The organism is Spirulina sp. CCNP1310 (assembly GCF_034932185.1).
Classification (GTDB): domain Bacteria; phylum Cyanobacteriota; class Cyanobacteriia; order Cyanobacteriales; family Spirulinaceae; genus Spirulina.
Window position 1 is genome coordinate 1 of record NZ_JAYGHW010000018.1, and the last position, 21,239, is coordinate 21,239.

Here is a 21,239-nt window from a genome sequence, read left to right on the forward strand (position 1 = left end):
TCCTTGGCTGCTTCAGAATTGGAGAAACTGGCCCAACAATTGGCCAAAGCCTTTGAGGGGGATGTGATTGATTTTCTTTAGAATCCTTCGGGGGGATGGTAATGGCCAGCGTGGTAATACCAGCCGGTGAGTTCATGGAGATATTCCGGGATTGAGAGACGACGGAGATCGGCATTGTGGCCGAGACTGTAGGGATTGATTCCGAATTGGCGGCAGAGTTCGATCTCGCTGAGGGGTGTGGTGTGGTGATGGGTCGTTTCTACGGGTTCGACTTCGATATCAATGAGGCGGGCTTCACTGCGGCGTTTGAGGGTTTCCACATGAATTTCCACCTGAGCCATTTGGGTTTCGATCTGGGCAAGGCGTTGATAGTGGGCGATCGCCTCCTCCTGCCAAGGCTCTAACTTTCGCGCCAACAGGTCATCAATACGGGCATCAATCACCGCCGCCGCCCCTTGGGGGGACTGCATGGCGGCAAGATAGCCCTCAATAAAGGCGAGTAATGTCGCTGAAACCGTTTCACCCTGGCTCTCGACAATGGTTTTAAAGGCTTGCCACTGGGCATAGGGCAGCATAAATGTGGCAACAACGGGATCATCTGGGTGGCGTTGTCGGGCCTTTTTGGGGATCACAGCATATTTATGGGCAACAACAGATCAATTTTGATCATAACGGTAAAATTCCCCCCGATCACCGAAAACCAACGAAGATCAATCGGTTTCCCGTAAAACGGTAGAATCAATAAAATCAGGGTAAATTAATCTGAAACCATCCCCAAATTTACTGACGACTTCCATGAACCTTGATAAACTAGACCCCACCCGACGGATCGAGAATATTGAACTGATTCGTGATATCCTCTTTGGCCCTCAACTCAAGGAGTATAGCAATCGTCTGCAAACTCTAGAGAATGCCCATAAGGCATTACGGGGGGAAACCGTTGCCAGCATCAAGGAAGTGCGGGATGAGTTGAACAAGCGTTCTGACGATACCAAGCAGATTCTCAAGGAATTTCAATTGGCGCTGCGGGCATTGCGGGATGACATCAAGGCCAACAAGGCCGCCGAAAATGATGAAAACACCGAACTCCGCCAACAATTGGATCGTTTGGGCAAACGCCTCGCTAGCAATATTTCAAATTTGGATGAGGCTTTAGATAAGCAGGTCAGTTCGGTACGAGATGATTTGCTCTCTAGCCATCGGAAACAGCAGGCGGATCTGATCGCCCTCCGTACAGAGGTGTTTGAGGAATTGGAAAAGCGGATTATGACGCTCTCTTCTGCGAAGGTGACGCGGGAAGATATGGCGGAATCGTTTTTTGAATTGGCTTTGAAGTTAAAAGGCTCAGAATTGCCTGCCGCCTCTCTGCCGGAGATCCAAGCTGCCCCCCCGGTTAGGGATGAACCGATCGCCCCGGAGCCTGTGGCTAAACCTCAGCTTGCTGAATCGGTGCAGAAGACGAAGCGGACAAAGGTTGATCTGGATTTGGGTCTTGATGGTGATGCAGAATAAGGGTTTGGGGGATGCCAAGGGCAATAATGGGTTAATGGCTGTGCCACATCCGCCCCAAGGCTCGATAATCTAATTTCCCCTGCGCATTGCGGGGGAGTTTCGCCATACCCTGCCATTGTTTGGGCTGTTTATGAGGGGCGAGTTCTTGGCGTAATTGGGCTTGCAGTGCGGCTAAATCTTCGGGGGATAATTGGGGGGCATAGAGGGCGGCGATCGCCTCTCCCCACATCTCATCCGCAATCCCCACCACCGTCACATCCCTCACCTTCCCCGTTGCGAGGATCGCGGCCTCGATTTCCTCTGGGGCAACATTTTCCCCCCCCGTGATGATCTGCCGACTTTGGCGGCCTTGAATCAGCAAAGAACCCCCTGGGCTGAATCGGCCTAAATCATCGGTAATCAAGATCGGCTCTGGCCAAGGGTTTGGGTAATAGCCGAGGCAAAGGGAGCGGGCTTGAATTTGGAGGCGGCCATCGGGGGTAAGGGTGACGCGGGCATGGGGCAGAAGAGGGCCACAGCCTTCGATACCGGCCAGAAAATCGGCAGGTTTGAGTGTGGCGATTTGGGCGGCGGTTTCGGTCATGCCGTAGGTGGGGGCAAGGGGCAATTCTAGGGCGCGGGCGCGGGTGAGGAGGTCGGGCCAAGCGGGTGCGCCACCGAGGAAGATGGCTCGGAATTGCTGTAGCCAAGGGGCTTGTTCTGCGGTTAGGAAACGCTGTAATTGGGTGGGAACGAGGGAGATAAACGTCGTTTGCCAATCCCCTGAGGTGCAGGTTTTGGAGTTACTCAGCCAGAGTTGGCCGCCCGTGAGGAGCGATCGCACTGCTTGCATTAAGCCGCTGACATGGTAGAGGGGCAAAATACAGTAGGCCGATAGGGGGGTGCGATCGAAATAGGTGTAAAGGCCATCAACGGCGGCGGTGAGGGTTTCCCATGTGTGAATCGTGAAGCGGATTTGCCCGGAGGAGCCGCCCGTGGGGATGTGGATCCCCCCTGCCCCCCTTGAAAAGGGGGGTTCTGAGGAATTAACCCCCTTATGAAGGGGGTCGGCGTAGCCGGGGGGATCGAGAGCCTCACAACGAAGTGGGATCCCCCCTGCCCCCCTTAAAAAGGGGGGTTCTGAGGGTGATGGGGGCCAGATCAGTTCGGGTTGTACTGTGGTGTGGACGGTTTGCCATTCTTGGGCTTGCCAGCGGGGATTGCAGAGGAAAACGGGGGTTTCGGTGACGACGGCGGCGCAAAATTGGGCGAGGAAGCGGCGGGGATCGGGTTCAGCTAAACAGAGGCGGGGTTTAATCTGCCAACGGGTCAATTGATCACAGGCTTGGTGAAATTCGGCATAAAACAGCGATTGATCTGCCCCCTGTAGCCAAGGTTGATCCCGTCGATCCTGCAAGATTGCCCCTAATCTGCTAACCATCCCACTGTGCCAAATCCTAAAGCGCGATCGCCGTTGTGGATATCCTGAGCCAATTGCAGGCCATTTTGACGACCCACGGCGGTTTCAAAGACTGAAGAGTAAATAATATCAAGGTTTTGGCCTTGGCAGATTTGGCGCAAGCGGGAGGGGAATCCGGCGATCGCCCCTTTCACTACATAGACCCCCCGCCAACCCCAGGCTTGCCATTGTTCCAGTTGGGCAATTTGGGCAACGGATTCATCGAGGGCTAGGGGGAGGGGCGATCGCGCCTGCCAGGTTAATAAATCTTCAATACAATCGGGCTTCAAGGGCTGCTCAATCAGTTCCACCCGTCCTGTAGTTTGGGCTGCCTCCAACCAACGGGCTAAACCATCGGGGGTTAAACTGCCATTGGCATCGAGGCGAATCTGTACCCCTGGGGGCAATTGGGTGCAAAGTTGCCGAAACCAGCGAATTTCTTCTGTCACCGCTGTCAGGCCAATTTTCCATTTGACGGTTTGGGTTTGGGGGGGGATGGGGGTGGTGAGGGCGGCGGGGCCGGTGGGGAGGAGGTGGGCGATCTGTTCTGGTTGGAGGGCGATTTCTGGGGGATGGGTTTGCAAGGCGAGCCAAGCGGATTCGAGGGCGAATTGGGTGGCGGGATAACGGTCGGGGATGGCGGCGATCGCCTCTGGGGTTAATTGGGGGGGGAGGGTTTGGAGGAGGGCGATCGCCTCTCCCAAGGTTTCTGAACCAAACCAAGGCACGGGGGCAATTTCCCCCTGGCCTCGCTGCCCGGAATCATCCCAAAGGGTGGCGATCGCGCCTTCCCGCACTGTCCAACGGCCATGGGCGGTATGGAGGGGAAAACGAAAGGGGATGGTGTAGGGTTGATATTGCCAATGGAGCATCAGAGACAGTCATGCTTTTGGGAGCACAAGTTTACCTTATTTCTCAATTTTTAGCGGCTCTACTAGCATTTATCGCCTCCCTTTAACGCTGTTTGATAGCCATAATCTACAATGGAATTAAGATTTATAAATTACCAAATCTTTGTTATTCCTGTGGGGAGACCAACACGCATAAAAAATCTAGCGAAAGCTTGGGATAAATGCTCCCGGTAGGGAGGACGTAAGCGAAGTCTGGGCTGCCCTCTACCTTGTAACAGAGACTCAAGAAAAGTACGTGGTAAAGTAAATACATCATGAAAATCAACTACACGATGAGTTAAGCTTAATTCCTTAACCTTTCCTTGATTAAGCATTGCAAGATTCCACATATAGCCATTACTAAGATCTCTACAAGTTCTCGTCCATTGTTTTGCATTAGGCTTTTTCCCTTCTTTTTTTTCTCCAACCTTTTCCCAAAATTCTTTATATTTTTCTAGAGATATATGTGGACAAACAATTACATTTGCGACCTTGCCTTGCTCAAGATCGCAAGCCTGAGTCATTACAATGACATCAGCTTGAGCAGCTTCGATCAAAGATGGCAAGATTACTTGCTCTTGACTATTTTTAATCTCAACTACTTTTGAAGCCCATCGGAGAATAGGACAATCAAGAATAATATCTCCCTGGGTTAGGCAAACATCTGCATCTACTGCCTCATACCAATGATCAATTTCTTCACTTGCAAAATCATTCATCTTCTTCTAGGCGATAGTTATCAATTACAATATGAGGCTCCCAAGACGGAAGCTTATCTACTTCGACCTCAATTCTTTCTGAAAAAAGAACTTCAGCACTAGATGGCAAAGCAAAAACACCCCTCCAAAATGGCTCGTCTTCTTCCAATTCCCAATCAGTACTGGTTTTAAAGCACTGTGAATGTGGAAGACTTGTAACTAAAGAATTTGCAGATGGCAGGAATTTTTTACGCTTCAGGTTTGATAATGATTGAACAACGTCAACATCTCTTCTCGTAATGGATCGAGTTAACTCATGTACAGCTATATCATCGAGTCTCAATTCGTAAGACTGATCCTCAATAGTTCTAATTTCGTATGGTTGAGGTGGTAAAGATACACTTGAAAAATTTATAGGACGTGGCAAAAGGTAATAGCTTTCAACACCAGTATCAACATTTTTAGCTGAAGTTTGTGCGATCGAACCTACTGAGCGCACTATTGCAATAGGACGATTAGAAAATTTTTGTGCGGTTCGATTGTTTAAAGTCGTTGCAACGCTAGCATACTTTTCTTGCTCTTGTTCAAATACTTCGTATTGTGATAAAATTGCAGCCATGGTTTTACTTCCTCCGCTTCCAAATTCCTGTTTGAGTGTCCTCACCTGTCAAATCAGAAAACGCACAAACAATCCAATAATGTGCTGTGTCAAACCAATTTTTTAAGATTTCTGGTGACTCATGATTTTTAATACCTCGCACAGTGAGTTCAAACAAAATATCTGCCCTGCCATTGAAAATGACGGATTTAACTGAAGTATGCAGTCTACCAACTGCCTCAGGCAATTCAAAAATGGTAGACCAGCTAATACCTTGAGGATAAGTAAGAAATCTTGAAGAGCTTGTTTTCCAGCTAATATCAGGAAAAACTTTGCCAATATCTTCAAGGGTAATCCAAGCTTCTCCTTGTGGAATTTTATTTACATAAGTTAGTTCATATTGAATTGGTTCCACTATTCCTAGTTCAGCTTCAATCAAAAAATCATTAAATTGCACTAAGTAATCCTGAAAAGATTTAATAATGCTGCTATATCTTGGATATTCGCTATCTGCCTCAACTTTTCTCCAATTGTGGACAAATCGATCTCGCTGAACCTGGATAATCCTTGTTCCATCCTGGCTTATAAACCATACTCGCGGCAATGGTGGGACATTAGTTAGCATTAATTCCGGATCTACGTTATGGTCACTAAAAATTTCGACCCTTGGTGTAATTGGAACAACATCATCACAAAATGGATATTCGGGCTGAAATCTTTGCCACAACAGTCCAATGTGGGGAGAAAGCAGTCCGTCGATCGACGGGAACAGCACACTACATGCTACTTCCGTAACCGGTGGTTGCCCATAAGATGGTAGTTTTTGAGAACTCACTCCAACTGTCACATTAACTATCCTACTTGCTCTGTTCAGTAAGGTATGACTAATACCCTACTATACAGACTAACTCACTAGTGAGGAAATTGATCAGATGAGTGAAAAAACTGTAACCTTCAGGAAATCGATATTTCTGAAGACTCAGCAGTAAGCTACAAGGCTCAGGTGGTCGGTGGTGGTTTTTTTGGTACATAAGTATTTACATAAATTTTGTTGCCCCCATTTTGATCTTTACGTATGATTTTTTGGGTCAGATGGGCTATAATGACTAAGCATTGTCAGAACTGCGGGTGTAGTTTAGTGGTAAAACCTCAGCCTTCCAAGCTGATGATGGGGGTTCGATTCCCCCCACCCGCTTTTTAAAGCCTTACCAGTAAAGGATTTTAGCTTAGTTTTGGCTTTTAGGAACCCTTAACACGCACAACACCATTAAAAGCCCCTCTCCCTCCTCTGGGAGAGGGATTTATGTTGAAGGAACAGGCTTAGGGGCAAACCCTACGCAATCACCGCATTCAACAACACATCAGAAAGAGACATCCCCTCCTCCACATCCGTAATCTTCACCGTGTTGACAATATCGAACTTCGCCCCCGCCGCCTCCAGTTGATCATCCAGAGCCTCCAGGAACTGCGTCGCTAACTTATCGCGCCCCACCTGGATCAGCGAAATCCCTAACTCCTCATCCCGATCAATCTTCCGAGAAGCCTCAATAATCAACCGCATCACCGACTTGCGATCGTCCGGCTCCCCATCCGTAATCACAATAATCGTTTCCCCATTGGGCTGGGTTTGACCCATCTCCTTACGATCAAAATAATTCGTCAGCGCATCATAGAGCACCGTCGCCAGATCCGTCTTGCCCATCGGGTCATGCTCCGCAAACACCTGCATCACCTTATCCGATGTCACATGGTCATAACGCTTGAACCGTCCAGAAAAGAGATAAACCGTGATCCCATCGGGATCCAGTTCTTCGCACTTTTTCGCCAACGCTAGGGTCGAGTCTTGCACCGCCTGCCACCGACTCTTACCCCCCGGTTGATCCTGTGTGGACATACTGCCGCTTTTATCGATGATCAGGGTGTAGTCCCGCTGTTCAACAATTGAGTTATTCGCCACGGTCAAATCAACCTCCTCGGATGGGTGGAAAAAATTAGGATTGCTCTTAGGGTATCGAATTGCGGACGGGACAGGCGCAAAACTCTAGGTTTTGATCACCTTTTTCCTGACCTAAGGGGCGAGGCGATCGCACTCCCAAACCCCCATCTCTGTAAGCCGATAGCGTAGCCGGTCATGGAGACGACTGGGCCGCCCCTGCCAAAATTCCATCACATCCGGGATGAGACGGAACCCCCCCCAATGGGCGGGCCGGGGAATCTGACCATCGGCATATTGGGCCTGAAACGCCGCGAGACGATCTTCGAGAATGGTGCGATCGCCAATCACCCGGCTCTGCTCCGAAGCCCAAGCCCCCAACCGCGAACCCAAAGGGCGACTATAAAAATATTGATCCGACTGCGCGGTACTGATCCGCTCCACCGCCCCCTCAATGCGCACCTGTCGCTCCAACTCCGGCCACCAAAACACCAACGCCCCCCAAGGATGAGCCGCCAACTCCTCACCCTTACGGCTTTCATAATTGGTATAAAACACCAAACCCTCCGGCCCCAACCCCTTGAGCAGCACAATCCGCGCCGCCGGCCGACCATCCAAACCCACCGTCGCCAGCGTCATCCCATTGGGTTCCGGCAATTCCGCCTCAATGGCCTGCTTAAACCAAGTTTCAAACAACTTCATGGGATGGCGATCGGCTTCACTTTCCAGTAAACCACCGCGAGTATAGTTGAGGCGCAGATCGGCCGCTGAATAATTCGTCATGATCAACTACAGGAAATGAGACACCGCCCTATTTTCCCACGATCGCCCCCTGTCAACCCAACCCCTCGGTACAATACAACCCAATCCCTCACCCCTTCCTCAACCATGACCACCACCATCCAAATCCTCTCCCCCGACGAAATCCGCCGCACCCTCACCCGTTTAGCCTCGGAAATCATCGAAAAAGTGGGGGATCTCTCCAGAGTTGTGCTTGTGGGCATCCATACCCGAGGCGTACCCCTCGCTGAGGCATTAGCAGCCCAGATTTTCAGCCTGGAGCAGCAGGTGGTGACGGTGGGGCAGTTGGATATTACGTTTTATCGCGATGACCTTAAACAGGTGGGGATGCGAACCCCGGCCAAAAGTGCGATGCCCTGTGACCTGACGGGGAAAATCGTCGTCTTGGTGGATGATGTGATCTATAAGGGGCGGACGATCCGGGCGGCGTTGAATGCTGTAGGAGAATTTGGCCGGCCAGAGGTGATTTACTTGGCGGTTTTGGTGGATCGGGGCCATCGCCAATTGCCCATCCACCCCGATTTTGTCGGCCGCAACCTCCCCACCGCTTCAGAGGAGCAGGTGCGTTTCTATATCCACAGCGAGGATGGCCGCGATGGCGTGGAATTGATCCGAGCGAAATAACGCCCCCATTGTGTAGGGGCGAAAAATTTTTCGCCCTCCGAAATTTTTCGCCCTCCGAAATTTTTCGCTTACGCCAACGCCCCTACAGGGCCTTTAAAACTGTTTCATGGTGCGGCGAATTTCCCGCTCGTCTTCGCGTTTTTTGACCGTTTCCCGCTTGTCGTGGAGCTTTTTGCCCTTCCCTAAACCGAGGGCCACCTTCACCCAGCCCCGTTTGAAATAGAGCTTCAGGGGAACGAGGGTGAGGCCTTCCTGTTCAAGTTTGCCGATCAGTTTATTAATTTCTTGCTTTTTCAGCAGCAGCTTGCGGGTACGGCGGGGATCATGGTTGAAATAATCGCCGCTGGCTTCGTAGGGGGAAATATGGACGTTGAGCAACCAAGCTTCACCATTGCGCATCAGGCCGTAGCCATCCCGGAGATTCACCCGCCCCGCCCGGATCGATTTCACCTCAGTCCCCACCAGTTCAATCCCGGCTTCGTAGGTGTCGAGGATTTCATACAAAAACCGCGCTTTGCGGTTGTCGCTAATGATTTTAATGCCTTCAGAGGGGGATTTGGCCATAGTGATTACGTTTCTTCAGTCCTTCATTCTATCGCAATTCCATGCCACAGGCGGCAGAGCCGCCCTAGAGCCATGCCACGGCCGAGCCGTGGCACGAGATTCCCCTTCTCTCGTTACTTGGCTCTGCCCAGTAATGCCCTCATGGAGGCTCTGCCTCCAGCCACAGGCAGCAAAGTTGATGTAGGGGCAAAAAATCTTTCGCCCCCAAGCAGATTAACGAGAAGGTGGATCATAGTTAAAGATCAGCAGTTCGTGGATGGGGCCGCGCTTCTGTGCTCTGCTGTTGATCATCCGCGTTGCTGGGATACGGATGATCTGATAATCCCCATAGAGATGATCAAAAAAATTGTCCTGGGGATCAATGTTGTGGGGGTCGGAATTGCTGACCATGAACAAAATTCCTTGGTGATGGAGGCGATCGCACAATTCCTTTAACCGAATTTGATCCCCCTCATCAAACCCTTGGGAGGCATAGGCATTAAAGGAGGCAGTCCTATTCAACGGACGATAGGGGGGATCGAAATAAACAAAGCTCTTGGGTTTGATCCTGGTTTCGATCTGGGTGAAATCCCCTTGATTGATTTGAGTCCCTTGGAGGATTTGGGAGACTTGCGTGAGATTGGGGCGATCGCAGATTTTCGGGTTTTTATACCGCCCCACGGGAACATTAAAATCCCCTTGGGAATTAACCCGAAACAGACCATTAAAACAGGTGCGATTGAGGAAAATCAGCATCGCCGTGCGCTCAATCCAGGGGGAATCGTAACAACGAAAATCAAAAGTTTGCCGTTGCTCGTTAAATTGGGCGCGGATTTGATAGTAATACTGAGATTGTTGGGGGGGAGTGAGGGTGAAATAATGGGTTTGTAAGATGGCTAATTGCTCGATCAGAGCCTCAACATCCCGTTGAATCGTGGTATAGGCCATGATCAATTCAGGATTGAGATCGAAAATCGTCCGCTGTACTTGGGGAAATTGGCAGGCGATCGCCCACAACACCGCCCCTCCCCCCACAAAGGGTTCAAAATAATGCTCAATCTCTCCCCTGGCCAGTTGGGGCGGTAGGTATTGCTGAAGGATGGGCAGGAGTTGACGTTTACCGCCGGCCCATTTGAGAAAAGGTTTAGCCATGGGAGTGGGAAGTGGGAAGTGGGAAGTGGGAAGTGGGAAGTGGGAAGTGGGAAGTGGGAAGAACTCGTGCCATGGCTCTGCCATGGCATGGAATTGAGGCGGCTCTGCCGCCTGGTGGAGGCAGAGCCTCCGGGGAGCGTGACTCGGCAGAGCCAAGTCACAAGGTTACAAGGTTAGGGGTTAATGGTCGATTAATTGGGTGTAGAGGCGTTGGTATTGTTGGGCTTGGGCGGTGAGGGAATATTCTGTTTCTGCCACCTGACGACATTTGAGGCGATGGGATGCAAGATCGGTTTTTTCGAGCCAAGACTGTACTCCCCAAGCTAGATCCTCGCCATTTTCTGGCTCCGCTAGATAGCCCGTCACCCCCGACTCAATGAACTCCGGCACGCCCCCCACCCGAAAAGAGATCACGGGCGTACCACAGGCCAAACTTTCCTGGATCACCAACGGCGCATTATCTGCCCTGGTGGGGAATAGGACTAAATCGGCAGCGGCATAGGCGATCGCCTTCATCGCATCACTAAATAGATAACCCAAATTCACCACCGGAATATCCACCTTTTCCGCCAACCGTGACCCCTGGCTGCCAAACATCACCAGGGTCAAATCTTGGGTGAGCGATCGCGGCAACCGCTCCAACAGCGGCACAATAAAATCCCCCCCCTTGCGCCGCTCCACCAAACTATCCACGCCAAACAGCAAAACCCGCCCCTCCACCGGCAACCCCAACAACCGCCGACAGGTAGCCGGATCATGGGCTTGGAACTGATTCAAATCAAGACCGGCCCGGATCATCTGCACCGGGAACCTTCCCAATAGGCTTTGTTTTGCTAAATCCACCAACCATTGACTATGGGCCACAATGGTGAGGTGCGATCGCCCATAAACCCACTGTTTTAAGCGCCATTCCCAGGCTGAACTATCAAAACGAATGGGGGGATATTCCTGGGGATAGGGGCAACGACCACAACCCCGCAACCAGCGATCGCAATCATAGCTATAGGCACAATGGCCCGTTAACCCCCACATATCATGGAGCGTCCACACCGCCGGTTTATGGCGGGTAATTTCCGGTAGGGCCAAGTAATTAAAATAGCCCGTGTGGAGGTTGTGAAAATTCAGCACATCCGCCCATTGGTAGCGGGGATGGCGGGGCAGGGCAAAACTACTGAGGAGTTCGACATAGTTGAGACTGATCGTATTGCGATTCAGCCGTGAGAGATGGCTTTCAATCTGGGGCCAACGGGGGAATACCGTCACATCCCTTTCCGGGGCCACCACCTTACCCACCAACAGATGAGATTCTAGCCCCTGAGACTGGAGAGCACGGTGGAGGCGATAGGCGGTAATTCCTGCGCCTCCCCCTTGATCCGATTGATTCAGATGTAAAACCTTCACCGTCGTTTGTCCTCAAGGCAGCAGCCCTTATCCTAGCAAGGTTTTAGCGATGGAGAACAATCCTGATCGCTGTAGGATGAGAAGGGGCGAAAGGTTTTCCCTGAGGAGGTCGAAAGATTTTCCTGGGGAGGGCGAAAGGTTTTTCGCCCCTACAGACCCCCGACAATTTTGAGTAAACTTCCTACTTCTCACTTCCCACTCATAAGCCGATGGTACGGAAATTAATTTTAGATACTGATCCCGGTGGCGATGATATTTTTTCAATTCTCTGGTTGTTGAGTTTTCTCAAACATAAAAATATTGATTTGCTGGCGATTACGACAGCGGCGGGGAATGTTCCCGCTCGCAACACGTTTAACGCCGCTTGCCAAATTTTGCGCCTCAGTGAGGTGGATGATATTGTGGTCGGTCGGGGTGTGGCGCTACCGGAACAACTATTTAGCCACGCTAGCCATATCCACGGCTCCGATGGTATGGGCAACCTTTCCCAAACCCTCCCCCCTGGACGGCGACGGTTTTCCGATTCTCCCCCTTCGGAAAAATTGATTATTGATTTGCTCAATCGCTATCCCGGTGAGGTGACGATTGTGGGGATTGCTCCCCTGACGAACTTGGCGATCGCCGAAAACCAAGCCCCCGGCATCCTCAAAAAAGCTAAGGAAATTGTGATTATGGGGGGGGCGTTTAATGTGCCGGGGAATGTGACACCTGTTGCAGAATTTAATATTGCCTTTAATGTCAAAGCCGCACAACAGGTATTTGCCAGCCGTAGCGATATGGTGATGCTGCCCTTGGATGTCACCCGTGAGTTAGTCTTTACCTCAGAAATGATTGCCGATCTCGTAACCGATTACCCAGAGAGTAAACTGGTGGAATTCATGGCGAAATTGGTGGATTTTCTAACGAGAACCTCCCTAGAACATCGGGAAACTAAGGGAAAACGCGGGTTTTTAATTCATGATGCGGTGGCGATCGCCTATCTCTTTTACCCCGAACTGCTCACCTTTAAACGGGGTCAAGTGATGATTGAAACCCAGGGGAAATTTACCACCGGCCAAACGCTGCTGGACAATCGCCATGGTGTGAAATCGGGATTTAATGCCTGGGTTGCCACAGAAGTAGATGGCCATAACCTCATGGCCTGCCTCGTTCAAGACCTAACGAGCCTGATCCAGGGAGTTCACCACAACTAACCCTGAGCGGCACAGAGCGCCGCCCCCACCAGCCCCACATCCCCACTCAACACCACCTGAATCGGCACAGAATCCAGCACGGCACTCACCCGGCCCTTATCCCGATAGGCGGCCATGAATTCCCCCTGCTCCATCAAAGGCAGAATTTTGGGGGCAATGCCACCGGCAATAAATAGCCCGCCATAGGGTAAAAGCTTAAGGGCCAAATTCCCCGCTTCTGCACCGTAGGCCGAGATAAAACAATCCATCGTGGCCCGGCAAAGGCGATCATTAGTGCTAAAAGCCAGTTGCGCAATCAGGGCAGCGAAATCAAGATTAGGGTTTTGCCATTGGGCGGCCAAGGCGGGGGATTCCGGGATCGCGAGGCGATCGCGCAAACAGTGATAAATATCCACAATCCCCATCCCCGAAACCACCCGCTCCACCGACACCCGTTTTAACTGCTTCTCGGTTTTGAAATAGTCCAATAAAGCGGTTTCTGTGGGATTACGGGGGGCAAAATCCGTATGGCCGCCTTCCGTGGGAAAAACGCGATATTGACCATTGCCTTGGGGAATCACCACCGCCTCCCCCAAACCCGTCCCCGCCCCCAAAACAGCGATCGCCCCCATCGGATCAGGCCGCCCCGCCTGCAAACAATGTAAATCTTGCGGCTTCAACCCCACCACACCATAACCAATCCCGACAAAATCATTAATCAGCGTCACGCTTGCTAAACCCAGGGCTTGGGCGAGGCGATCGCCCCCCAATTGCCAATGGAGATTCGTCAGCGTACAACAATTATTAGCCACCGGCCCCGCAATCGCAAAACAGGCCCGCTGAGGTTTTTGCTTCAGCCCTTGGCAAAATTCCGCCACAATCGGCACAAGGTCGGGATAATCTTGGCTCGGGTAACTTTGGGGGGAAGATTCCGGCTCTACCCCTTGGGCAGTGGTGTGAAACAATTGCAGCCGGGTATTCGTGCCGCCGATATCGCCGGCAATTAATAAAGTCATGGCGATCGCCTCACTCAGAATGTTTTGAACATCTTCAATCCACTTTACCGCTCTTCTAACCCAGAAATATCACCAGATTTCGACAAAATCAAGCTTAAAATATTTAACGTCGGAGAATTGAGTAAATATTGCTCCACAAAAGCCTGTTGACGGATTTCCTCCAAGCTGTAACTATCAAACACAACAAAAGGGAATTTTTGATATTGGTAGCCAATCGGTAAAATACTAGAATCAACCGGATAAATCGACCGAACGTATTCAGCTAAAATTTCCCGAAAAGACCCTTCCTCAGAAGTTTCTGCCTTTTCCTGAAAATATTGCTCCAAAATATCGCCCACAATAAACACAAAAAGCGGGATCGCATAATACCGTTCTAAGCGTTGACTCCGTTCTTGAAATTGCTGAGATTGCTCACAATCCCGCACCGATTCAATTAACTGAACGGCATTAACCATTTGTTCTTTTAACTCATCCCCATATTCCTCACGGTGACTTACACCCTTCATTAACTTTAGCAAACGATCATCTTGACACCTTAAAATATTATGCAAGCGCAGTAAATAATTCTCTTCAACAACTTTCTTGGCCAAAGGGACAATCAACAAGCTTCCAGTTAAATAGCCTAGATCTAAGCAATTGAATTCCAGCAAGTGATCTAAAGTTTTACCCTGTAAAGGCTTAATAAACTGCTCTGCAAAATCCTGATTTAACTGAAGATAGGAGAGGCGATTTTGAGCAATATCATTAGATAAATTAGGGATATCATGATGCAGTTTAAAATCAGTACTAGACAACAAACTTTTGAGATTATCAAGAATCTCTTTAAGCACAACATCTCCAGGATTTTTTTTCATTTCCTTTGCCAATTTATCATTCAAGCTAGCCAATTGATTAGAAAAAGTCTGTCCCGCCCCACTCATAGATTTTCCACCAATGGGAATAATTAAAAACTGATCACTACCAATCGGACTCACGCCATAAATGCGAGTTAAAATTGCAGCCTTGAGTAATAGTAAAATATTAAATAAATTTAAAATACTTTTGTGCAATGAAGACTGTACATCTTCAGTATAATAAATTGCTCGTTCCGTTACATAGAAAGTCAAGAACTTATCCTGCTGATCAATGGTTCGATCTCCCCGTCCTCGATAAATGACTTGGATAATTTCCATCAAGTTTTTTTCAATAAAAAAGCGAGGAATTTCTACCAAAATATGTCTTGCCTTCGGGAAAGATAAGCCCCGACTACCAGAAGCCGTCATAAAAATCACCCGTACTTGATTTTTATATTGCTCAATCTGCTGTTTTTCTGGTTCAGCAATATCAGCATGAACCTCCAAGTAATCTTGTTTTTTTGTAAATTGAGGCAAGACTTGAGTTAATCGATCAATCAAGATTTTTAGCTTTCGCTTATTTTGAATATAAACAATAACCTGTTCAACTTCAGGATCAACCAAGAGAATTTTTAGATCCATAAAAATTTGCTCACTTTCCTCTTCTTCTAGCTGCTTTTCATACTTTTTTCGCAAGTTAGTAGACTCATGAAAACCATAGGACTGAACAAAAACCTTATAGGTAAGGCTTAAACTTTTCGCCGGATAAGCATTGGTGTTAATCAAAATAGCGGGATAATGTTTAAACGTAAAGGGTTGCCAGACAATAGATTCGGGAGCATTTTGGCAATGTCTGAAGTAGATTTTATCCGGTTCTGATTTAGTCTTTGTTAAATGCTTATTGATCACCGTTGCATCCACCAAAGATGCATCTGCAACAATAACCTTGCAGTTAAAGCCATATTGAGGATCGGTTAATCCATATTTTTTGATGAAATCTTCAATACCTTGTAAAAAAGCAACTCCTCCATCATCTCCAGTAATTTCATCAATCATAATAATTAGATGTTTGATTTTTTGAGATATTTGACGCATTTTATCTGGAAAAACTTTTCTTTCATTTTCCCGGTAAGCACTCTTGAAAATTTCGTTTAAATGTGTCAATGTGTCACCCGTTGCCGTTTTTTTAAGAGATTGGATGGAAACAGTGGCAACAATTTGACGAGAAACTTGTCGATCAACTAACAATGCTATGGCTTTACAAACGCTTTGCAGCACTCCTGCTGACCCCTGTTTTGCTGGCGTAATCGTATTTTGGTCAATGCGTTGTAGGGGAACACGACGGTTTCTACCATTGTCCTCAAGACGACTATCTTGAAAATAAATACCTGCTTCTTGAAAATGTCCTTGGCTTGTATTCGACTGATATTGAACAGTGGAGTGATTATAGTTGTTTTTAATGAGATTAGCACAGGAGTTGAGAGTAAATACCCCATCATGAACAAGTTGCTGAGTTTGGGGATTTTTGAATTTCTCGAGGATATCGAGATTCACCTGCTTACGGGGACTGGCATAGAGAAATAAAAAACCCTCTTCAGCATGATCTTGTAGAAATTTGGCGATCGCCGTTGTTTTGCCAATTCCCGGATTCCCAGTTAAAAAAAGAAAAGAATGGGGATTATTTGGTGAAAGCGATCGCACCACTAACGTCTGATGAGCATCTTGTAAATTAATCCCCTCAGGCAATTCCAGTTTTTCCCGCAACTCAGAAGACACCACCCCCACAGAATTAGCAAATCCCGTGATTATTTCCCGATGCTCTACGCAAGTTTTTGCATTAGGAGCAATTTTTAGAAGTTTATTGACAAAATCTTTCCCTCCCTCAAAACTTCGTGACACACTACGTTTAATTTTATTCAAGACATCTTGCCGAGATTGCTCCATGCCCCGATCTTTTTGCCGTTGTTGGTAAATGGTCTGGCAAGTCGCTAAAAATTTTTGACTTTCTTGCTGTTTAGGATTCACACAAACTGAGGAAAGTCCACGATTGGTATATCCAATAATATTAAATAACATTGAGATTCGCAGATCCTCTGGATTAATAATTTCGGTCTCACAGAGAAATTCATAAAAGCTGTAAGCATAGCTCCCCGCCTGAATTAACTTCACCATCTCCTTATCTGAAGATTGAAATGCATTGAAGTAACTCCGCAAAGAATCTGATAACGAATAATCTAAACAACTGGTATCTAGTCGCAACTGAGAAAACACACTTTTAGAGCGAAAATAATTAATTTCTCGCCACAATAAATTCTTGATAATTTCAACAAAACCTAAATCCTCTCCCTGGGGAGAAAATTGAGCAACAAAAGCTGATAAATCAACACAAACCATGCGATAATTAACCCGCCTTCCTTTTTTTGATCGCAAAAGTAACAAAGTATCTGCCTTGAGAAAACCTCCCGTTTTTTTATATCGTGAAATCAAAGAGTCTACTGATAATAGATCAGAAAATTGCTGTAGGACATCTCGTTCCCAAGTCTCTCCCTCCTCTGTATTTTGACCTAAACTATTGTCTCCTCTAAAACAGCACTGTAAATAAACAACTTCTACCTCTGATTTGCCTGTAGGAAAAACAAATTCTAGATATTCTCGCCAAAAATTCAACCCAGCCAAAAAACCACGCAACAGAAAAAATTGACTCCATTTTTCTAAAACCGCTTTTTCTTGGGAACTGGTGACTTGCCTTAACAGAGTTTTAATCATGCTAGAAAACCGAAGTTGTTGCAAGTCTTTTTGATACAAGTTTCCATAGGACTGTTGTAACTTAGACTGCTTAATACCAGTTAACAAACCAACATTAAAGCCAACTTCAAATAAACGACCCAAGTCTGCGGAAATTTCTGATTTCATAATAATTTTTTATTTTTTATTCAAAATTACTTTAACACGGGTCAAAAATGCCAAAATGTTAAATTCAACTTTTTCTTTAGCATGGGGCATTAATGCCAATTTACCCACGGATTTATCGCCAATTAGGTTTTGATAGGGATCAAGCTTTAGCTGGATACTTTTGCCCATTTTTTCATATCTGGCAAAATGAAAAAGTGTCAAGTATTGCAAAATATCTTGCTTGATGTTTCCTTGATCAATCAATCCTTGCCGAATTTTTTGATCTCCAAGGATTCCATCATAGAAATTCAACAGGGTGCTATAGGAAATAACGCCTCGATAGGTTCGATCATTTCCGACTGCTTGGCCATTAAAGAGGTTAAAGAAAACGGCAAACCTTTTATTTTGATCTTCAGCCAAATGGGTTAGTTCTGCCGTATCTTCAATATAAAGAGATTGAGCCAAGGTTTTCAGGGGAACCACATAATATTTATCGAAAAACATGGGATAAATATTTAAATCCTGATACTCTCCTTTAAGTAACCTCATGATATCTCGAGACATAAAAAATAAATCTTCATCATCTTGATTTTGGGTTAAGTGCAATGTACTGGTATAGGGTGCTTTGGCAATATAGATAATATGTCGATATCCTTGGCGATACAATTTTTGGATGACATCACCCATGATCGTAGGCTGTGTGAATAGTGTCTCTCGATCATAATTTGCGGAAAAGGTTTGAATGAGACGATACTTAACTTTACGATGCTCTTCCTGGAGGATACCTACTACTTCTCCCATGAGGGTCGCATATTTTTGCTGAATCTCAGGTTTCCAACTTCGATCATGTTCACGACTAGAGACAATGATCATTGCTAGTTTTTCTAATTTTGTGAGTTGAGGCAGGGTAAAGGTTTTGGGTAGCACAGAATAAAGCGAACTCATGGCATTTTTAATTTTATGAGTGTTAGCAGAGCGAACATCAATCCCCTGTGCATTGGAACGATGTTGTTCGTTCAATAAATGAGCTAGAACTTTAGAGAAGTTATACATAAAATTTTCTCGCAATCCGGCATCATCTCTTTTTTCAATATCTAAGCGTAAAATAGGTAAAAATAAGCGTTCTTCTTTAAGTAAGATGTTTAAGGTGGTGTAAACAAGGAGAGAAAAAGTAAAATTGTAAAAGAAATTTTCTCTCAAACTGGGTTTTGCTTGTTGATGAGAAAAAACCAAAGCATTGCACTGCTTAAGTTCATACTTTGCATAAAATTCTTGTAGCGAGCTATTATCTTTTACACCAAAAATAATCGGTAATACTTGAACTGACTTGATATCATACTGCATTCTGAAAGATTGCTCATCGTCAGTTATAAAATATTGTAAATCACTAATACCAAGGGTGACGGGAATATTCAAAAATGTATTGCTTTGGGATTTTGCTTCAGTAACATCTATGTATTTCAACGCTAACTTAGGATTGACTGTTACACATTGATCAAATACTGTACTTTCATCAATTATCTCTTGATAGTCATCTTTAAGGAGGCGGTTTTTTAACGTTAAATAAACTGGGCTTTCCTGTGGCTTTGCCGGTGTTTTATAGTTAATCACTTTTTTGAGAAATTTAACAAGTTTATTGATTTTTTTCTCAACCTCGTACTTCATAAAACCTTTACAGATTTTCCTCAACATATCAGAGCGAGAATCGTCAGATTTTTGCAGGTCAGGTAAAACATTGGACTGAAATTTTTCAATGGGATTATAGTTTAGATCGTCAGTCGGTTGATAATTTGGTGAGTTAGGATCATCACAAGCAAAGACAAAGAAGTAAAGTAGTGCGATCTTGAGGATTTTCAGAAAACCAAACTTTGTGCTGATATTTTCTTGGTAAAGTTTGCTGTCAGGATTGAGTAAATCAAGGTGATATTGAAAGGATGATTCTCCTTTAGATCTGTTCACACCTCCATTGAGCTTCAGTTTTAAACCTAGCGTAAATTCAATGGCTCCATCCAGACGAAATTCTCCTAAGTTTCCATCAATGCTGGGGATAACAGGTAAATAATCAAAGGCATCTTCACAGGCAAATATATCTCTATAGTTAATAGAGCCATTGGAGTGCTGAATCTCATAATCACCATCAGCATAATCTAAATTGATGTATTCATCAATATACTGAAGTCGTCGAATTAAAGACTGTAAATAAATGGCTCCTTCTTCCTCAATTTCTTTACTACTTTGATGATATTGGTCTAATAAAAATTGTAGATAAATAATCTGGGCTTTTCGCTTTAATTTACCTAATGTTTCTTGATTAACGATTTTCTTTAATTTACCAAAATCATTTTTGGGTTCTTCACGTTGACGATATAGATCATCAACAATATCCTCTAATTCTTCTTTATTTTCTACAGAACAATTTTCAAACTCTTGATCTAAATAGTTTAAAATGCCTGCTTTAACCAATTCATCAAAATTTATGCCATGATTGACGCGAATGGTTAACTTATGAAAGCGCAAATGTTTATCTTTAGACTGAACATCATCAAATGTCAATCGACATTTTTTTAATGAATTAGGTTCACTAAAAGGATAGCTAAAGTTTGCGGTTGCTTGTTTTCCTTCAAAACTAGATAAATCAACAATAAGCTGCTTTATAAAGGTTTGAGGAGAAATAGATGGTTGAGCTTGTAAATAATGGTTAACAGCATCTTGAAGTAATTTCTCAAGAATTTGCTGGACTTGCTGAATCTGTTGCGGAAATTGTTTTTCGCATTCTTCGGTAAAGTTAAGCGTTGTTATTTTATGATTAGGCGAGCGACTTAATGGACTAGGAATTGGTTTTTGAGAGACAGTGGTGGCGATTTGATCAATGTCAAAAATACATCGCTTGTAAGATTTATTGTCAACAACTGTTGTCATGATCTTAAAAACAGGTTCCGATGACGCTTGCATCGTTTCGATGATTTTTGTCAGCAAGTCGCCATAATCCACGGTTGGCAGATTATTATTGCTGTCTCTCAGTTGACTGACCATTGCACTTCAAGTTTAGTGATGATGTGAGAATTTTCTTACTTATCCCTAAGATTACCTTCACTTGTCAAGTCAAACTTAATTGTTTGTAATGCTATGAACAATTTTGCGTAATTTTATGCGTAATTTCACTGAAAAAATAGGTGAAGCCGTCACCCTCAGGAGTGGGATTCAGGTTCGTGGATCATGGGCGATCGCCCCCCTCTAGTATGTATAGTCTGTATCTGGCAACCCCACGGTTCTGCTCAGTTACCCAATCCAAGGGCAAAGGGCGATCGCGCTACAATGGGAGAATCTATGGTTTTTAAGCTGTTAGTGCCATATCGCCCCAATTGATGCTGGTTATTTTTCTCCGGAAGAATATCTCGCCTTGGAAGAAACCAGACCGATTAAGTATGAATATTGTTAGGGCCAAATTGATGACATGGTAGGGGCCAGCGCAGCCCATGTCACAATTGCGGGGAATATTTTTGCCGCAATCCGTAGCCATGTGCGGGGGAGATGTTGCCGGGTATTGATTTTAAAATTAGTTTTGTGCAATTGTACGGAGATGTGATTTTTCTACCCTTAGATCTACCCGAAGCGTGGGGGCGAAAAGGCGAAAAATAGAGTAGGGGCGAAAAATTTTTCGCCCCCGCCCTCACCCTAAATCCCTCTCCCAGGGAGGGAGATGGACTTTGCTCTAACTCCCTGTATCCCTTTTTGG

The 21,239-nt window shown here is 46.1% G+C and carries 17 protein-coding genes and 1 tRNA gene; 4 read left to right on the top strand and 14 right to left on the bottom strand.

The annotated features are described in order from the left end of the window. Nucleotides 1-77 precede the first annotated feature (77 nt). Complete coding sequence (locus VB712_RS06390) at nucleotides 78-632, bottom strand: hypothetical protein (protein WP_323253284.1); 555 nt, start codon at nucleotides 630-632, stop codon at nucleotides 78-80. A 163-nt stretch (nucleotides 633-795) separates the two neighbouring features. On the opposite strand from VB712_RS06390, the gene VB712_RS06395 reads away from it, so the two are divergent. Beyond that, a complete protein-coding gene (locus VB712_RS06395) occupies nucleotides 796-1,512 on the top strand; it encodes a hypothetical protein (RefSeq protein ID WP_323253286.1) in 717 nt (238 codons plus the stop codon). A 31-nt stretch (nucleotides 1,513-1,543) separates the two neighbouring features. Here the strand turns inward: VB712_RS06395 and VB712_RS06400 are convergent, their stop codons facing one another. From VB712_RS06400 to VB712_RS06420, 5 genes are all read right to left on the bottom strand, one after another. Next, entirely contained in the window at nucleotides 1,544-2,932 is a 1,389-nt protein-coding gene (locus VB712_RS06400) for an AMP-binding protein (protein ID WP_323253288.1), read from the bottom strand. Beyond that, a complete protein-coding gene (locus VB712_RS06405; RefSeq protein ID WP_323253290.1) occupies nucleotides 2,917-3,822 on the bottom strand; it encodes an o-succinylbenzoate synthase in 906 nt (301 codons plus the stop codon). Before VB712_RS06405 ends, VB712_RS06400 begins: the two co-directional genes overlap by 16 nt. A gap of 131 nt (nucleotides 3,823-3,953) precedes the next feature. Beyond that, complete coding sequence (locus VB712_RS06410; RefSeq protein WP_323253292.1) at nucleotides 3,954-4,559, bottom strand: hypothetical protein; 606 nt, start codon at nucleotides 4,557-4,559, stop codon at nucleotides 3,954-3,956. After that, entirely contained in the window at nucleotides 4,552-5,157 is a 606-nt protein-coding gene (locus tag VB712_RS06415) for a hypothetical protein (RefSeq protein ID WP_323253294.1), read from the bottom strand. Before VB712_RS06415 ends, VB712_RS06410 begins: the two co-directional genes overlap by 8 nt. A 4-nt stretch (nucleotides 5,158-5,161) precedes the next feature. After that, on the bottom strand, nucleotides 5,162-5,983 hold the full coding sequence (locus tag VB712_RS06420; RefSeq protein WP_323253296.1) for a TIGR04255 family protein: 822 nt from the start codon (nucleotides 5,981-5,983) through the stop codon (nucleotides 5,162-5,164). A gap of 277 nt (nucleotides 5,984-6,260) precedes the next feature. On the opposite strand from VB712_RS06420, the gene VB712_RS06425 reads away from it, so the two are divergent. Then, a tRNA-Gly gene (locus VB712_RS06425) sits at nucleotides 6,261-6,331 on the top strand. Between the two features lie 138 nt (nucleotides 6,332-6,469). Here the strand turns inward: VB712_RS06425 and VB712_RS06430 are convergent. Then, a complete protein-coding gene (locus tag VB712_RS06430; RefSeq protein ID WP_416236277.1) occupies nucleotides 6,470-7,078 on the bottom strand; it encodes a vWA domain-containing protein in 609 nt (202 codons plus the stop codon). Between the two features lie 126 nt (nucleotides 7,079-7,204). Beyond that, the gene (pdxH, locus tag VB712_RS06435; protein ID WP_323253300.1) at nucleotides 7,205-7,852 is read right to left on the bottom strand and encodes a pyridoxamine 5'-phosphate oxidase; all 648 of its coding nucleotides are present in this window, start codon (nucleotides 7,850-7,852) and stop codon (nucleotides 7,205-7,207) included. Between the two features lie 105 nt (nucleotides 7,853-7,957). On the opposite strand from pdxH, the gene pyrR reads away from it, so the two are divergent. Next, on the top strand, nucleotides 7,958-8,494 hold the full coding sequence (gene pyrR / locus VB712_RS06440) for a bifunctional pyr operon transcriptional regulator/uracil phosphoribosyltransferase PyrR (protein WP_323253302.1): 537 nt from the start codon (nucleotides 7,958-7,960) through the stop codon (nucleotides 8,492-8,494). A gap of 93 nt (nucleotides 8,495-8,587) precedes the next feature. On the opposite strand, the gene smpB is transcribed toward pyrR, so the two are convergent. From smpB to VB712_RS06455, 3 genes are all read right to left on the bottom strand, one after another. Continuing rightward, nucleotides 8,588-9,058: an SsrA-binding protein SmpB gene (gene smpB, locus VB712_RS06445; protein WP_323253304.1), complete on the bottom strand. Its 471-nt coding sequence runs from the start codon at nucleotides 9,056-9,058 to the stop codon at nucleotides 8,588-8,590. Nucleotides 9,059-9,271: 213 nt separating this feature from the next. Continuing rightward, a complete protein-coding gene (locus VB712_RS06450) occupies nucleotides 9,272-10,189 on the bottom strand; it encodes a DNA adenine methylase (RefSeq protein WP_323253306.1) in 918 nt (305 codons plus the stop codon). 180 nt (nucleotides 10,190-10,369) lie between these two features. Beyond that, complete coding sequence (locus tag VB712_RS06455; RefSeq protein WP_323253308.1) at nucleotides 10,370-11,590, bottom strand: glycosyltransferase; 1,221 nt, start codon at nucleotides 11,588-11,590, stop codon at nucleotides 10,370-10,372. A 209-nt stretch (nucleotides 11,591-11,799) separates the two neighbouring features. On the opposite strand from VB712_RS06455, the gene VB712_RS06460 reads away from it, so the two are divergent. Continuing rightward, the gene (locus tag VB712_RS06460; protein WP_323253310.1) at nucleotides 11,800-12,783 is read left to right on the top strand and encodes a nucleoside hydrolase; all 984 of its coding nucleotides are present in this window, start codon (nucleotides 11,800-11,802) and stop codon (nucleotides 12,781-12,783) included. Here the strand turns inward: VB712_RS06460 and VB712_RS06465 are convergent. The 3 genes from VB712_RS06465 to VB712_RS06475 are packed head-to-tail and all read right to left on the bottom strand — an operon-like array spanning nucleotide 12,780 to nucleotide 20,536. After that, nucleotides 12,780-13,778 carry a glucokinase gene (locus VB712_RS06465; RefSeq protein ID WP_323253312.1) on the bottom strand — a complete coding sequence of 333 codons (999 nt, stop codon included), beginning with the start codon at nucleotides 13,776-13,778 and terminating at the stop codon, nucleotides 12,780-12,782. The two genes, VB712_RS06460 and VB712_RS06465, sit on opposite strands and share 4 nt — an antisense overlap. A 44-nt stretch (nucleotides 13,779-13,822) precedes the next feature. Next, a complete protein-coding gene (locus VB712_RS06470) occupies nucleotides 13,823-17,524 on the bottom strand; it encodes a helicase-related protein (RefSeq protein ID WP_323253314.1) in 3,702 nt (1,233 codons plus the stop codon). A gap of 9 nt (nucleotides 17,525-17,533) precedes the next feature. Then, the gene (locus tag VB712_RS06475) at nucleotides 17,534-20,536 is read right to left on the bottom strand and encodes a hypothetical protein (protein WP_323253316.1); all 3,003 of its coding nucleotides are present in this window, start codon (nucleotides 20,534-20,536) and stop codon (nucleotides 17,534-17,536) included. Nucleotides 20,537-21,239: the final 703 nt, after the last annotated feature.